Consider the following 15,278-nt stretch of genomic DNA (forward strand, 5'->3'; position numbering starts at 1 on the left):
TAATTTTTCAATCTATCTAATTTCAACTAACAAGAATAAAGGTGAGTGTTATTTTTTAAGAATGGGATTAACCCATTCACAAGGAAAGTATTACTCTACCATATTAACAGGATGGAGGGCACGCATGAGAAAATTAGGAATGTTAACACTAAGCATAATGCTTGTTTCAATGTTCGCCGTTGTTGGATGCGATGATTCTACCGAATCACACGTTCTAACTGGCGAATGGGAAATGATTAATATGCAGCAGACATCGGTGTATATTGCTGCTGAGGATTTAGGGAATATCTCCACTGGCGATACCCTTGGTGGCGGTACGCTCGGATGGCAGCAGTTTCAGGGGTTAGGTGTCTCGGCTACAGTTGAACTGACCAATGAAGAGTTTACGCTCTCTGGTAATTTGCCGACCGCGAGTGATACCCTGGGGAATGCGCCCAATGTGGTTCCGTTGGAAGATACCGGCACCTGGGAAGCGAATGAAGCGCTGACCACTTTCTCACTGAATGGCAGTATTTACCAGTTTGATGGTACTTTGACTGTGGATGATGAGGAGAATCCCACAGAGATGACCGTCCAGTATCAGGACCAGGAGACGGGGCTGGATGTGTATTTTCAGAATCCACAGGATGGGAATTACTATCAGATTATGGTAGATGAATATTCAAGTACAACCCTTGGGTTTTCGAAAGAATAACGTAGCGCCTTACGTTCAGCTGAACAAAATGAATAACTGAAAGGCAGACCGTGGCGTCGGTTCACGGTCTGCCTTTTCTCTATGGGAGCGAAATTATGAAACGCCTTATCCCGCTACTGTCATTAATATTTATATCTTCGTTGGTATTTGCCGGCGGTATTGTTACGAATACGAATCAGAGTGCCGAATTTATCCGGATGCTCAACAGAAATGCCTCCACAGATATCGATGCGGTCTATTATAATCCGGCGGCTGTGGCTGGCTTCAGCGAAGGTTTATACTTCTATGCCAGTAATCAATCAGTCTTCCAGACCAGAACGGTCACATCAGCTAATTCGACGTTCAACGAGAATACGTTTGAGGGAAAAACAACGGCACCCGTCTTTCCCAATATCTATGTCGCGTATAATATGGGAGGATTGGCCGTCTCAGGCGGAATTATGCCAATCGGAGGTGGTGGAAGCGCCGAGTACCCGGATGGGCTCCCGGCATTCGAGTATACGCTGGCAAACTTAGCCAGGGGAATTCCGGCATCTAGCTTGGATCAGCAACTTTCGCCATATGGAACTATTAACGGTTATTCACTTGAGGCGAAATTTACCGGATCCTCCATTTATCTCGGTGGTCAGGGAAATGTTTCATACCAGGTTCTTGATTATCTGTCGGTAGCTGCTGGGATTCGATATGTCTATGCCTCGAATACGTATGAGGGGTATTTACGGGATTTAACGTTGTATACCTCTCAGAACCCGAACGGTAGCCCGCCAGGAACTATTGCAGCGGCGCAGGCAGGTGCTTTACTTGCAGATAAGGAAGTTGATGCTGCTCGGACAGGAAGTGGCATCGCCGGAATTCTGAGCGCACAATTCCGACCGATAGATAATGCCAATATCAGCTTTCGTTATGAGACTATTACCAAGTTGGAAATGACCAATGACACCGAGACGGATGACGTCGGGCTCTTTCCGGACGGTGCGAAGGTGCAGTCCGATATGCCTGCCTTAATTGCTGTCGGAGTGGGCTACCAAGTGAATTCGAAACTGCATACCGAAGCGAGTTTTACCTACTATCTGAACTCAGGGGTCGATTGGGAAGGGGACGAGCAGTACGTCAATAACGGGTTCGAAGCCGGACTCGGCGTCGAATATCAAGTGAATGATGCCATTACTGCCAGTATTGGTGGGCTGACTTCACAATCGGGCGCCACAGAATCCTATCAATCGGATCTTAGCTATAGTCTGAATTCGACTTCACTCGGATTGGGATTGGAGTATGCGTTATCGGAAGTTATCGCTCTGAGCGTGGGATATTCGAAAACGTTCTACGAAGATGGTCAAAACGACAAAAGTGGCAATTTTGCGGAGACATATGGAAAGACGTCTGACGTGATTGCCCTTGGATTCGGATACGATCTGTAAGGGCTATTACTTACTGACTATAGCATACATTTTTTACTGTCGGTGATCGCTTCCAGTGTCACCGACAGTTTTTTTCGTAAGAAAAAGACTCGATATGATATAAATCCTATGTCGATTTCGACTGTTTCCCTCTGCGATTGTCCCATCATCAGAACAGATACCCCAGACTAATATATAATCCGCTGGTACCATCCTGCGGATCGGCGGCTATGCCGTAATCGGCCGCGACGATAAAATTTTCATTCAGGGCAATCCGGAATCCGCCGCCGTAGGAAATGTGGGGTGATTCCTCGCGATATGGATCGTGCGTATTCTGATAGACCGAATTCCCGTATTCCCCGAATGATCGTCCGGCATCAACAAAGCCGTTTAAGGCCAGGTAAAGGTTTTGTCCAAAGAGTTTTCCCCGGTAAAATTTCCAGCGTAATTCCAGGTTAGTAAAACCGATGGAATTCCCGACAATTCGGTTTTTCAGAATACCCCGGAGTGATTTTGCGCCGCCCAGCCCCTCTTCAATCTTGTAAGAACTCTGGTAAAACGGGAGCATAAAAAACGGGATATCGCCACCGATCACGCTTTGATATCCAACCCGATAGGCGAATGAAAGATCCTCGGGGATAATTGTAAAGTATTGGCGATGTGTAAGCGTGAGCGTTGTATAGGAAAAGTCGTTAAACAGGAACTCCGGCACCGCAGTCAGCATCAGATCAGTCCAGATGCCACGCATTGGATTCGGCTCGTTATCCCGGGAATCGTACACCAGCCCGGCTTTCAGGTAATTAGTATTCCCGCCATGTGTTTCGGCATCGGTGATATACCCCATATCTACGTATCGATCATAAAATTCCCGGATATTGGGAAGTTGTTCGTCATCCGGCTTGCCCTCGTTTAGTTCCTCTAAATCGACCGAAGCGACATTGGTGTTCCAGTATCCGGTTCCGGCAATCCACCGGAGGTTATCTGTGAGTAACTTTCGCTGAAAATCCACCATAAACCGCCCGACGTTCCGCTCATGCCGGTAAAAGACCCGGCTGCGATATGCGGGATCGTCCTCATCTTCCCAGTCCGGATGATACTGTGTTTGATAGCCGTTAAAACCATAGAATGGAAGCGCTTGCTCAGTCCGGTAACTCAGTTCGCTGGTGATCCGGATATCCGCCGGCATCAGGTATTCCGAATCGAAAAAGATGATATTTTGCCCGCTCCCTTTCGTAGTGCGCGTCCACTCCAGATAGATGGAATACAGGTAATCCGGGTAGGTTGAACCGTCTCCATAGTTGTAAAGGTTTACTACGGCGCCGTATTTGAATCCGGTGTCCGAATTGTAGGCGATGGCGGGCACGCCTCCAAAACTCCAGCCGGAGACAGTCTCCTCATCATCGGTGGCAGAATATCCGACAGTTGAGGTGAACACGAGTGCCATTATCAGATAGACGAGTCTATGCGTCATTGGAATATCCTGTGTCTCAATGTTAATTGTAGCTGGTATTAATCAGGTGAGTGAATATTGTCCTAACATCGATCATTTGGGCAGAGAATACAACGGAAAACAGGGAAAGGGGATGGGATAGGAAAAAACGGGATAAGAGGATAAAGGTATAAGGGTATAAGGTATAGGGAAAACGGAACAGATGAATATCCAATGTCCAATTTTCAATACCCAATGTCCAGGTGCCCGGCTCCCTGCCCCGATTGAAGAATGCAGAGTGCAAAATGAAGAAGTAGAAAAAGCCAAGCCCCAGAGGGGCGGTTGCTTTCAGCCCACCAATCTATTGGTGGGATCAGGGTGTAAAAATATTTTGTCAAATCCCGTCAGAAATGGCTGAAATACTGCTCCGATTGAAGAATTCAGAATGAAGATTGATAAGTGATGAAGTGTAAGAAAAACCGGAGGCTGGAGACAAGAGACCGGAAAAGAAAAAGAGGTATAAGGGTATAGGGTATCAGGTATAATGGAATAGAGAGCAAGGTAATTCTTAATCTTAATCATCCCAAAGGGATCCCTTCGGGATAATCTTACTCTTACTCGGTTGTTGCCTAGAAAGGAGAAAGCAGGAGGGAGACGGGGAAAAACACGAAATACTGGTATAACAAAAACAACAGACAACCCACAGCGAACAAGCACCCGCTCAAGTGAGAACTACCAACACATTCGGTGTATTCTTTGCACACTTCACTATTGGCCATTCGCTGATGTGACCCGTATCTCACCAGATACGCTGTCCACCTTTCTCCTTTTTCCTTGCTCCTTTCATCGTTTTTCCGGTGCATTCCTGAAGAAATTCGTGTATGTTTCACTCTTCATTCAAGATGGCCTGATTGACTCCAGCATTCAAGATAGCCTGATTGACTCCAGCAATCGAAATTGAGGATTTTTATTATGGCAAATAAAAAGCAGATAAACAGTTGGTGCATGTACGACTGGGCGAACTCGGCCTTCGCCACCACGGTTATGGCCGGTTTTTTTCCTGTTTTTTTCAAAGAATATTGGAGCGCCGGTGCCAGCGTAAACGAAAGCACGGCGATGCTGGGATTGGCCAACTCCATGGCGTCGTTAATCGTGGCAGTACTGGCACCGATTCTCGGGGCTATCGCGGATCAGGGCTCCTGGAAAAAGCGGTTTCTGATCACCTTCGCCTATCTCGGTGTATTGATGACGGCCGGATTATTCTTTGTCCATAAAGGGGACTGGGTGCTCGCATCGATTCTCTATGCTATAGGTATCCTGGGGTTTTCCGGAGCGAATATCTTTTACGATTCACTCCTGACCGATGTCTCCAATGATGACAACGTTGATTACGTCTCGGCAAAAGGTTTTTCGCTGGGATATCTTGGCGGTGGAGTGTTGTTCCTGGTAAATGTGTTAATGTATCTGAATCCCGGCTGGTTCGGGATCCCGGACGGAGCCACGGCCGTCCGACTTTCGTTTTTGACCGTAGCCGTCTGGTGGGGCCTGTTCACCATCCCACTGATTAAATGGGTACCCGAAGTCAAACGCGAGCTTCCCGGCGATATCAATTTCGTTGTGGCCGGATTTCGGCAGTTCGGGAATACCTTCGCTAAAATTCGCCATATGAAGGTGCTCTTTACCTTTCTGATTGCCTACTGGCTCTACATTGACGGTGTGGATACCGTCATCCGCATGGCCGTGGACTACGGAATGTCCATTGGATTCGAGGCGTCGTCGCTCATTGTGGCGTTGCTCATTACCCAATTCGTCGGTTTCCCGGCGGCGCTGGCATTCGGGCATCTCGGGAAGCGCTGGGACGTGAAGAAATCTATCTACATTGCTATCGGGGTTTACCTGGCCGTAACTCTGTATGCCACAATGATGAACCGCACTATTGAGTTTTACATTTTGGCAGTAGTGATTGGATTAGTGCAGGGCGGCATCCAGGCGCTGAGCCGTTCCTATTACTCCCGGCTGATACCAAAAAACCAGAGTGGCGAATTTTACGGCTTTTATAACATGCTCGGCAAATTTGCGGCCATTGTGGGCCCGGTACTCATTGGCGGGGTTGGACTGCTGGCCAGAAATCTCCTGGGATTCTCGGAAAACCTGGCCTCCCGGGTCGGTATCGGTTCAATCGTGATCCTGTTTATCGCCGGCTGGATTTTACTCTCCATTGTTGATGAAGAAGAGGGCCGCAGAGAAGCCCGCATTCTCACCGAGGCCGGAATTATCACGGATGACGATTAATTGATGACTTCCGATGAATTTATCCTCATACAGTTCCCAGCTTGACGACGGGGATTTTCAGGCTGTATACTTATAGCGTTGTGGAGATATCATTGGAAATATGGCAGGAGACGCCGTGAGCAAATTGAAGAGACTTTCACTCCACGTGTTCACATTATCTTTGGTGCTAGGGGGATTACTAACGCTCGCTGGATGTGATGGCACGGCAAGTACCAATTCGCTGGAGCCGCTTCCGTATCCCAACCAGCGACCAGATTATGCAGTACAAACTTTTTTTCTGGACAGTGACAGCATGGCTTCATTGCAGCCGGAACTGGTGCTCCAGTTTCGGGGGAGTGATACTCAGGGACGCTACATCATGGAAATGGAGATCCATATTGATATCGAGAACCAAACATCCACCGATTATACCTTTGCTCCGGGCAGGGCGACGATTTACAGTTTTTATTCCGATCCCAGCATTGCTACGGTCGGATTGTCTCCAATTGGAACGACGACGTTGGAGCATACTGTGGACGGAAATTCCTTTGCCACGCTGAAGTATACCAACGATCCCATCGATGGTGACATCATCTACAATTATCAGGATGCCGAATTCTTTGCTGTTTTTTCCATCGAAATCAACGGGAACGAGGAAATCTTTACCACACAAGTAACGCAGCCAAGTGGATAACCATTACCTGGTTACGGAAATATCCCCTCGCTAAAGGTGGTGGGACGAGCGAAATCCCCGGAGAAGGAAAACGCCATACCGAAGTGCGGTTCGTTCTGACCGTATTGGTTCTGAATCAGCCAGAAGCCGCCCTGAATCCGTTCAAAGAGAGTAAAACCCAGCATTCCCCCCAGTAAAATACCGTCATCAAACATCGGATTAAGCACCTGTGATGTACTAAAAAAATGAGTGTATCCAGTCCGGATCACCCCTCTGATCGTAAGCGGAATCCGGGAAAGTCCGTAGCGGAGTTCCGTCTCAATGCCTCCCCGAAGATTACTCGGATTGCCCCCGGTCCGCAGGCCACCTTCCCCAAATGCATTGAAATGGTAAAATCGGGCACTCTTTAGTCTGTAATCATATTTTCCATAGGCTGTAAGCCCCACTATCTCGTTGCCGAGGTATGGAAGGTCGACCGCCCCGTACCCAAACAGGTTATGGTAGCCGTTCTGTATACTTGCCCCGCCGAATTTGCCTCTGTACATCATGCCGGCGCCATATTGCAAGGTACTTTTTTCGAATCGCTCTTCCGTGGAAAGTCTGATTGTGAGCAAATCCGTCCGGTAATTCCGATCAATGTTGGTTAGAATATTGAGGTAGCTGTCCAGCAGCCACCACCGTCCCTTGTATTTCACAGCCGCCTGACCCCAGAAACTGGCGGTCACATAATCATCATCACCGTCTTCGAGATAAAACTGGCGTAGCACATCAACCGATAAAAAATTATCGTTCCAATACCCGGCCGAAAACTGAAACGCGGACGATGGCTCACCATCCTGCAAGTCTACTGCGGATAAGGAGTCCGAACCACATATACCCTGAATGGGCATCCAGAGCAAAATAACAGCCAGCACCATTCGGGAGAGGGGAAAACGGTTTTTTACCTGCAATTTCACCGAAATGTTATTCAAGGTGAGTAAGTTTCCCGATACTGAGATAAATAATTACTTTGGGTGATAAGTTCATGGTCACGAGTATTATAGCAATATTTTTAACCCAATTGCGCCGGTTTTATTCTCATTGTCCGGGGAGAAGGTGTCCCTGATTACGTAAGTATAATAAATCCCAGCGAACTTGTCTTTCCCACGCCGGAACAGGTTAACCGTCAACGTCCACCGCTGCTCATAGGTATCGTCGGTTTTGCGCCAGAGATGTTGCCCAAGGTTCACGAATGCCGCCCAGTCGTTAAACATTCCGATATGGTATCGGAGATTACTGAATAGTTCGGAGTGAAAATTGTGGCTACGGCCCGTATTTGCCGTGCCCGCCGGTGGGACGTATTTTCCAACGTTGACCTGGCCATCCCAGGCGTTTATGAACCGGTTCCCCGGCTCAAGATATTTTTTCCGGAGATGGATATGGGAGGAGCCCTTACTCCCGATGCCAATTTGATAACTGTTCCACCAGATGGAGCCGCGGGTAAAGCCCGGATATTCAATTTCCGGACGATCAATAGTATGAAGGCATTCGTGTTGATACCGGCCACGAATCTGCCAGTTTCCGAACTCGTACCGAAAGCCCGGAGAAAGCATATACCGTATCCGGTCCAGGCGAATGCGTTCGGTTGAAGATGTCCCGAGAATCGTGGAATTTCCCAGGAGATAATTAAACCGGAATCCGCGCCATTCCAGGATATCCACAAACGCCATATAGTCTGAGCGATAGGTCGGCGTAATCCCCTGTGAAGCAACCGTACCATGAAGATACGGCGCAATACTCATATAACCGTGGGTCTGCACCAGAACCTCGCTGTGTGCATGCGAGGCAATACCCTGCAGTGCAAGCCACCAGAGAAGAGCAATCACTGGAATCTGTCGTTTTAATGTTTCCGATATCATTGGACTATATAATGCAATTTATCCATTTCCGGAGAATGTCTGGCGACAGGTCAAAAGACAATCCTGATACCCAGCGCGCCGAATTTATCTTCATTATCCGGTACGAAGGTATCAGATATGACGTAGGTATAGAACAGCCCGGCGCCGCTGGCTGCACCCCGGTACAGACAGTTCATGGTGACGGTGACCTTGTGCTCACCACTGACGGTCCCGGTAAACCACCGGTGTCCGTAGAGTGTGGCGTAGAACGCCCAATTCCTGATAATGCCAACGTGATACCGGAGGTTTCCATAGATTTCATAGCGGTATGGATGCCGGCGCGCCGACCAAATTGTTCCGGGCGCATCAATAAATTTGCCGGCATTTATCTGTCCATCCCAGAGATTCAGAATCCCGGAGTCCATCCGGAAATATCGCTCCCGCAGATGTAACTGTGTCGATCCCCGAGATCCAAATCCAATCATGGCACTGTTCCACCAGTAGATCTTTTTCGGATCCACGCCACTAACCTTGTTGATGCTCTCCCGCTTCACCGAGGTTTTCACAAACCATCGTTCGCCCTGATACCGGAGTTCCGGTGCAAGATAGTACCGGAGTCGATCCAGGCTGAGTTGGGAGAACGAGTCGGGTGGCCGGTGCATCAGTGTCTCATTGCCTGTCGTTCCTGACAGATAGATCCTGTCCCAGCGATAGAAATTCACTTGGGCTTTGAAGTCCGCCCTATATCCGGGTAAGAGATCCGTTGCCGGAAACTGCCCGTGTATATACGGGGCGACCGTCACGTAGCCCCGTGTTGACATTAAAAATTCGGCACGTATGCCTGAAGGCAATAATAACACAAACAGAGCCGCACAGAGATATGGTTTAAAGGATCGCATGGGCAATATTTTTCCAGGTCCCCGGAAGAAAAATAAAGGTAGACGTAACGAAATCGACGCGCAACTCTTTACTGATGGAGTGCAGGAAAAATTGTGTATGGCTCTGTCTCAGGAGGTGCTATTTGATTGTTGTGACAGTCCGGAGCGGTTCTTCGAATTGCTCCGGCGGAGACTGGAGAAGTCTGAACAATTACTATCCAACCGTCCCTTGGGGATCCCGTTGAGACAGTAAGTCCAATATCCAATGTCGAAGTGCCCAACCTCCCTGCCCGAATTGAAGAATGCAAAATGAAGAAGGAAGAAATATAAAACCGGACTCCGGAAAAGAAGAAACGGGTGTAGGGGTATTGTGGTATAAGGGTATAAGGAAAAAGGAGAAGGGAGAAAGGGTGGGTGACGATAGCCCAGGGTATCCCGGAGGGATCGGGTTGGGGAAGGAATTCCAATTTGTCGCAGCGAACCAATATCGAAGTATGCAAACTGCGAAGGACAGGAGAGGATAGACTCCGGACACTAGACACCTATAACACGATTTTAACCCGAACACTTGAACACACGAACACTTTAACACTGGAGAGGTGATGAAAGGAGGGGAAAAAGTGCCGAGGGCGGGATTCGAACCCGCACGTCCTTGCGAACACTAGACCCTGAACCTAGCGCGTCTGCCAGTTCCGCCACCTCGGCAAATAAATTGTGACTGCCCGTCGACTATCAAAAGTAATGTCGTAGTCGCCAGTAGCTCAAGACTTGTAACAGTCCCGACTGGTCGGGGCGCCACCTCGGCTGATCTCTCAAAGAGCGATGAAAATATACAATGCCCACCGGGGAAGTCCAATATTAAATATTGAATTTAGCAGGGCCGCCCGATAAATTCTTATTCTTTGTAAACAAGGGGAATGTATGGCTGAAGACAACATAAAGATTATTTCGAGAAATCGGAAAGCCCGGCACGATTACACTATCCACGAGACGTACGAGGCCGGCATCGCACTCCGCGGAAGCGAGGTGAAATCGCTGCGGGATGGGAAAGCGAGTCTGTCCGAAGCGTACGCCCGGGTGATTGATGGTGAAGTGTTCCTGATCGGCTCCTATATCAAGCCGTATAAGCATACCGGAGAGCACGATCGCCCGGATCCCCGGCGGGACCGGAAACTGTTGCTCCACAAGCGGGAAATCCGGCAGCTGAAAAAGCAGACCGATATCCGTGGCAATACTATTGTCCCGCTCTCCATGTACTTTCGGGACGGATATGCCAAGGTGGAAATAGGCATCGGTACCGGAAAGCGGAAATTTGACAAGCGACAGGATATGAAGGAACGGGATGCCCGGCGCGAGATGGATCGGGCCATGAAGAAATACAACTAAGGAGATGGAAATTTTGACTGCAGACAGGCAATTTCCCAGCGTGGAAGAACAGATGGAACTGTACCGGCGGGGCGCCGTCAGTATCATCCCGGAAGAGGAACTGGAAGAAAAAATAAAGGACTCCATAAAGACAAATACGCCGCTGAAGGTGAAACTCGGCCTGGATCCAAGCCGCCCGGACATTCATCTGGGACATACGGTTGTTTTGCGGAAATTACGCCAGTTTCAGGACTGCGGACACCAGGTTATTCTCGTTGTCGGTGATTTTACGGCCACTATCGGGGATCCCAGCGGACGTAATAAAACGCGTCCGCCGATGACGTTGGAGGAGACCCGCGTTAATGGTCGGACGTATTTTGAACAGGCCTCCAGAATCATTGACCCGGACAAAACCAGAATTGTGTATAATTCCGAGTGGCTGGAGGAGATGTCCTTCCGGGACGTCATCGAGCTGGCCAGTAATTACACGGTTGCACGGATGCTGGAGCGGGACGATTTCGAAAAACGATACAAGGCCGGCGAGCCGATCAGTGTACATGAATTTCTTTACCCGCTCGCACAGGCGATGGACTCGGTGGAACTGGACGCGGATATTGAACTCGGTGGTACGGATCAAACCTTCAACCTTCTGGTAGGGCGCACTATCCAAATAGCATACGGTCAGGAAGCCCAGGCTATCCTGACGACGCCGCTCCTGGAGGGGACTGATGGCGTGGAAAAAATGAGCAAGTCGCTGGACAACTATATCGCCCTTGAAGATCCACCTGAAGAGATCTTTGGAAAGACCATGTCTATCCCGGACAATCTAATCTACAAATATTTTGAACTGTTGACGGATATTCCCGGGGACGAATTGGAATCTATTAAAGAACAACTGGACACCGGCTCTGTCAATCCGATGAACCTGAAGCGCCGGCTTGGGCGGGAACTGGTTGCATTGTATTACGATAGAGAAAAGGGTGTGGAAGCCGAGAAGCAGTTCGACCTGGTACACAAAAAGAAGGAAGTCCCGGATGATATTCCGGAGTTTACGCCGGAGACGGACGAGGACGGCAAAGCGTGGATCGTCCATCTCATCACTGGGGCGGACCTTGCGGATTCCAACTCCCAGGCGCGGCGGCTCATCAAACAGGGCGGTGTGCGCATCGATGGAGAACAGGTGGAAGACTTCGGCCTGAATATTGAGATCACGGATGAATTTGTCCTCCAGGTCGGCAAACGGCGATTTGTAAAAATCGTACCTCCGGAGGAATAATAATGACTTTATATTTTCGGAAAGCGGGGGTTGTATGTGCGGTGTTTCTGATTGCAGCCTCGGTGATAGTCGGAGCCGACAAGCCCAAATCGGTCATCCTGGTAATTAGTGATGGGACAGGTGTCTCGCAGATTACTTCGTTGCGATATGCCGAGGAGGATTTTCAGTTTTCACGGTTTTCGGTGGTTGGACTGTTTACAACGCACGCTAACGATAAATTGATTACAGACTCGGCTGCCGGCGGGACAGCCTTTGCTACAGGACAGAAAACCAACAACGGAATGGTGGCGATGCTCCCGGATGGCACCCGGATTCAGACTGTGCTCGAACTCGTAGAGAAGCAGGGCAAAGCCACGGGATTGGTTGCTACCAGCCAGATTACGCATGCGACGCCCGCCACGTTCAGCGCCCATGTGGAAGATCGTGACAATGAAATGGAGATTGCCCGGCAACAGGCAGTCGCCGGAATCGAAGTGATGCTTGGTGGCGGCCAGCAGTTTTTTGCAGAAAATGATTCCGGGGACCTCACCAAACAAATGCAAGAGGACGGTTACCGGTACATCAGTACGAAGCAGACGCTAGAATCGGTCAATACACAGTCCACCGAAAAACTCATTGGGCTTTTCGCAAAGAAGGGAATGCCGACTGCCTCAAAGCGTGATATCTCATTAGCACAGATGACACAAACCGCCACAGAAATTCTCGACAATGACGAGGACGGTTTTTTTCTTATGGTGGAGGCCTCTCAGGTAGACTGGGCTGGACACGACAATGACGGTCCGGAAGTCGTCGCCGAAATGCAGGATATGAACAGCGCGCTGAAATGGATGCTGGATTACCGTGAATCCCATCCGGACGTGCTTGTGCTTTGGGTATCGGATCACGAGACTGGCGGTATGGCGATAGGCTATGGCGTTTCAGGGCATGAAAGAGAAGGTGTTAATGTCGACTACGGTCCGACGGCTCAGAAGGGACGCATGGAATTTGGCTGGACATCTGATGGTCATACCGGTCAGATGATCCCGGCATTTGCGATTGGTCCGGGCGCTGAACATTTCAGCGGCGTGTATGACAATACCGATATCGGAAAGCGGCTATTTAAACTGTTAAGATCCGACTGAGAACACAGCGAAAGTATCCACTGGCTAATTTTGCTCCTGCCGATATACCGCTAAAAATACCCCAATAAGTACGAGTACTCCGCCGTAGAAAGTATTTACATGCACCTGTTCACCGAGGATAAACCACGCCAGTGTCGAGGACATAATCGGCTCGCCAAGGATGGCCAGAGCCACGATGACTGCAGGGACATAGCGAAGCGCATAGTTGAATGAGGTGTGACCGATAATCTGCGGGACGATGGCCAGCAGGAGGAACATACTCCATGTGGTGAGCGAATACCCTGTCCACGGCAATCCGGCAGTCAGAGACATTCCCACAAGTACGATTGCTGCAATCCCGTAGGCGATATATGAGTAAGTGGTGGCCGAGATTGTCTGACGTACATTTCGCCCTGTCAACAGATAGATGGCAGCGAAAAAGGCGCCTGAGAGTGCCAGGGCATCGCCGGTAAAGCTTGCCTGTACGCCGGTGAGTTCTCCCAGGCTCATAATCACGATGCCTGCGAAGCTGACGATTATTCCGATGACCACCAGCGGCTTGACCTTTTCTTTCAGAAAAACCCAACCCAGTACGGAAACGAATAATGGATTAGTCGATACCAGGATAACGCTGCGCGCTACCGAGGTAAATTTCAGTGAGGCGATCCATGTCGCAAAATGCAATGCAAGAAAAACGCCGGATAAGATATTCCATTTCAGAGAGGATCGGGTGAATCGGCCAGCTTGCTTTTTAAGGCGGGACGCGGCATATGGTGTCATTATTAATGTAGCGAGGGCCAGCCGGTAGGCCGCAATGATCAGCGCCGGGGCGTCGTCTGCGATTTTAATGAAAATGGCTGCGAACGACGCGGCGATAATTCCGATGCCGATAATGAGGTAGTACATGCTTTTGTCTGCTTAGTGGTGGATAAATTTGTAATCGGAATATACAATAATTCAGGAGAGTTGAGATATGGATTTCCTTGCGGGGGCTCACATTTCCGAATTAACGATTTGGAATCAGGGCCGCGCTTTCTAAATTCATACTATGTCAAATTAACACCACCCGGTTATAACCATTAAAAAATCAGATTGAACGAAAGGATGAATCCCGTATGAGTATTCGTGTCGGATTAAATGGATTCGGACGAGTGGGCCGTTCCATTTTGCGTGCCGCTAAACAGACTAACGCTGAATTGAATTTCGTTGGTATCAATGACCTCTGTAATACGCAAAGTCTGGCTACCGTCTTGAAATACGATTCGGTTCATGGTGTATATCCCGGGGAAATTTCGGTGGAGGACGATATCCTGACCGTAGATAACGATCATATAAAAATCCTTTCAGAAGAAGATCCTTCCAAACTTCCCTGGGGAGATCTTGATGTGGATGTGGTCATTGAAGCGACGGGCGTGTTTCGCCAGCGGAAGCAATTGGAGCAGCATCTTGACGCCGGTGCATCGCAAGTTGTACTGACGGTTCCTGCCAAAGATGAAATTGACGCCACTGTTGTGATGGGAGTCAACGATAACAAACTCACCGGCGAAGAAAAAATTATCTCCAATGCCTCCTGCACTACGAACTGCGCCGCAATTCTCGCAAAGGTAGTGAACGATGCATTTGGGATCAGTCACGGATATTTAATTACGGTACATGCCTATACCATGGATCAAAGGCTGCTCGACTATCCGCATCGCGATATGCGCAGGGCGCGGTCTGCCGCACTGTCGATTATTCCAACCTCAACCGGTGCCGCGAAATCCGTGGGTAAGGTTATTCCGGAGCTGGACGGAAAACTCGATGGCATGGCATATCGCGTACCAATCCCCGATGGTTCTATCGTAGATCTTTCTCTGGAGTTGGAGCAGGGGGTGACCAAGGAAGAAGTGGACAAAGCATTTCTGGAAGCCTCGGCAACTAAACTCAAGGGGTATCTCCAGTACAACGAAGAACCGCTAGTTTCAGTGGATATTATCGGAAATCGCTTCTCAGCGATTTATGACGCACCGCTCACAAGTGTCCTTCGGGATGACTTTATAAAGATTTCGGGATGGTACGACAACGAATCCGGCTATGCGATGCGGGTGGTGGATTTAACACAGAAAGTGGTTCAGCTCCGGAAGAATCGCTGACAGCGCAGAACTCACACTGCCTTAAGTCTTGACGACGGGCGTCCTACTGGGCGTCCGTTTTTTTGTTTGAATGGGACATTGGTCTCCCAACAACCAAAACACAGTAACACTAAAACACTGAAGCCCGGTTTTAAACCTGAACACCTGCCCCGAAGGGATCCCTTTGGGAAACACTTTAACACTCGA

The 15,278-nt window shown here is 49.2% G+C and carries 13 protein-coding genes and 1 tRNA gene; 8 read left to right on the top strand and 6 right to left on the bottom strand.

Features of this window, described 5'->3' with window-relative positions:
* The first annotated feature begins 124 nt into the window (after positions 1-124).
* Positions 125-694: a hypothetical protein gene (locus K9N57_12085; protein MCF7804924.1), complete on the top strand. Its 570-nt coding sequence runs from the start codon at positions 125-127 to the stop codon at positions 692-694.
* 95 nt (positions 695-789) lie between these two features.
* A complete protein-coding gene (locus tag K9N57_12090) occupies positions 790-2,112 on the top strand; it encodes a hypothetical protein (protein MCF7804925.1) in 1,323 nt (440 codons plus the stop codon).
* A 148-nt stretch (positions 2,113-2,260) separates the two neighbouring features.
* Here the strand turns inward: K9N57_12090 and K9N57_12095 are convergent, their stop codons facing one another.
* Entirely contained in the window at positions 2,261-3,562 is a 1,302-nt protein-coding gene (locus K9N57_12095; GenBank protein ID MCF7804926.1) for an outer membrane protein assembly factor, read from the bottom strand.
* Between the two features lie 927 nt (positions 3,563-4,489).
* On the opposite strand from K9N57_12095, the gene K9N57_12100 reads away from it, so the two are divergent.
* Both K9N57_12100 and K9N57_12105 read left to right on the top strand, forming a co-directional pair.
* Entirely contained in the window at positions 4,490-5,812 is a 1,323-nt protein-coding gene (locus tag K9N57_12100; protein ID MCF7804927.1) for an MFS transporter, read from the top strand.
* A 115-nt stretch (positions 5,813-5,927) separates the two neighbouring features.
* Positions 5,928-6,485, top strand: a complete 558-nt coding sequence (locus K9N57_12105) for a hypothetical protein (protein ID MCF7804928.1) — start codon at positions 5,928-5,930, stop codon at positions 6,483-6,485.
* An 11-nt stretch (positions 6,486-6,496) separates the two neighbouring features.
* Here the strand turns inward: K9N57_12105 and K9N57_12110 are convergent, their stop codons facing one another.
* The 4 genes from K9N57_12110 to K9N57_12125 all read right to left on the bottom strand — a co-directional run bounded on the left by K9N57_12110 (position 6,497) and on the right by K9N57_12125 (position 9,924).
* Positions 6,497-7,435 carry a hypothetical protein gene (locus K9N57_12110; protein ID MCF7804929.1) on the bottom strand — a complete coding sequence of 313 codons (939 nt, stop codon included), beginning with the start codon at positions 7,433-7,435 and terminating at the stop codon, positions 6,497-6,499.
* A gap of 66 nt (positions 7,436-7,501) precedes the next feature.
* Positions 7,502-8,362 (bottom strand): hypothetical protein, encoded by an 861-nt coding sequence (locus K9N57_12115; protein ID MCF7804930.1) that lies wholly within the window; start codon positions 8,360-8,362, stop codon positions 7,502-7,504.
* A gap of 50 nt (positions 8,363-8,412) precedes the next feature.
* Positions 8,413-9,162: a hypothetical protein gene (locus tag K9N57_12120; GenBank protein MCF7804931.1), complete on the bottom strand. Its 750-nt coding sequence runs from the start codon at positions 9,160-9,162 to the stop codon at positions 8,413-8,415.
* A gap of 678 nt (positions 9,163-9,840) precedes the next feature.
* A tRNA-Leu gene (locus K9N57_12125) sits at positions 9,841-9,924 on the bottom strand.
* Between the two features lie 216 nt (positions 9,925-10,140).
* On the opposite strand from K9N57_12125, the gene smpB reads away from it, so the two are divergent.
* The 3 genes from smpB to K9N57_12140 are packed head-to-tail and all read left to right on the top strand — an operon-like array spanning position 10,141 to position 12,981.
* A complete protein-coding gene (gene smpB / locus K9N57_12130; protein ID MCF7804932.1) occupies positions 10,141-10,605 on the top strand; it encodes an SsrA-binding protein SmpB in 465 nt (154 codons plus the stop codon).
* Positions 10,606-10,609: 4 nt separating this feature from the next.
* Positions 10,610-11,860, top strand: coding sequence for a tyrosine--tRNA ligase (gene tyrS, locus K9N57_12135; protein MCF7804933.1), 1,251 nt, complete (start codon positions 10,610-10,612; stop codon positions 11,858-11,860).
* Between the two features lie 2 nt (positions 11,861-11,862).
* A complete protein-coding gene (locus K9N57_12140; GenBank protein ID MCF7804934.1) occupies positions 11,863-12,981 on the top strand; it encodes an alkaline phosphatase in 1,119 nt (372 codons plus the stop codon).
* Between the two features lie 24 nt (positions 12,982-13,005).
* On the opposite strand, the gene K9N57_12145 is transcribed toward K9N57_12140, so the two are convergent.
* Positions 13,006-13,866 (bottom strand): DMT family transporter, encoded by an 861-nt coding sequence (locus tag K9N57_12145; protein MCF7804935.1) that lies wholly within the window; start codon positions 13,864-13,866, stop codon positions 13,006-13,008.
* A 209-nt stretch (positions 13,867-14,075) separates the two neighbouring features.
* Here K9N57_12145 and gap point away from each other — a divergent pair, with 209 nt between their 5' ends.
* Positions 14,076-15,092: a type I glyceraldehyde-3-phosphate dehydrogenase gene (gap, locus tag K9N57_12150; protein MCF7804936.1), complete on the top strand. Its 1,017-nt coding sequence runs from the start codon at positions 14,076-14,078 to the stop codon at positions 15,090-15,092.
* The last annotated feature ends 186 nt before the right edge of the window (positions 15,093-15,278 follow it).

The sequence above is a fragment of the Candidatus Neomarinimicrobiota bacterium genome (assembly GCA_021734025.1).
Classification (GTDB): Bacteria; Fidelibacterota; JAANXI01; order JAANXI01; family JAANXI01; genus JAANXI01.

What these genes read in the sequence shown, in the direction of transcription:
- smpB (MCF7804932.1), top strand. Translation starts at nt 10,141, where the DNA reads ATGGCTGAAGACAACATAAAGATTATTTCGAGAAATCGGAAAGCCCGG.
- K9N57_12120 (MCF7804931.1), bottom strand. Translation starts at nt 9,162, where the DNA reads ATGTCAACACGGGGCTACGTGACGGTCGCCCCGTATATACACGGGCAG.
- K9N57_12090 (MCF7804925.1), top strand. Translation starts at nt 790, where the DNA reads ATGAAACGCCTTATCCCGCTACTGTCATTAATATTTATATCTTCGTTG.
- K9N57_12145 (MCF7804935.1), bottom strand. Translation starts at nt 13,866, where the DNA reads ATGTACTACCTCATTATCGGCATCGGAATTATCGCCGCGTCGTTCGCA.
- K9N57_12140 (MCF7804934.1), top strand. Translation starts at nt 11,863, where the DNA reads ATGACTTTATATTTTCGGAAAGCGGGGGTTGTATGTGCGGTGTTTCTG.
- gap (MCF7804936.1), top strand. Translation starts at nt 14,076, where the DNA reads ATGAGTATTCGTGTCGGATTAAATGGATTCGGACGAGTGGGCCGTTCC.
- K9N57_12115 (MCF7804930.1), bottom strand. Translation starts at nt 8,362, where the DNA reads ATGATATCGGAAACATTAAAACGACAGATTCCAGTGATTGCTCTTCTC.
- tyrS (MCF7804933.1), top strand. Translation starts at nt 10,610, where the DNA reads ATGGAAATTTTGACTGCAGACAGGCAATTTCCCAGCGTGGAAGAACAG.
- K9N57_12085 (MCF7804924.1), top strand. Translation starts at nt 125, where the DNA reads ATGAGAAAATTAGGAATGTTAACACTAAGCATAATGCTTGTTTCAATG.
- K9N57_12095 (MCF7804926.1), bottom strand. Translation starts at nt 3,562, where the DNA reads ATGACGCATAGACTCGTCTATCTGATAATGGCACTCGTGTTCACCTCA.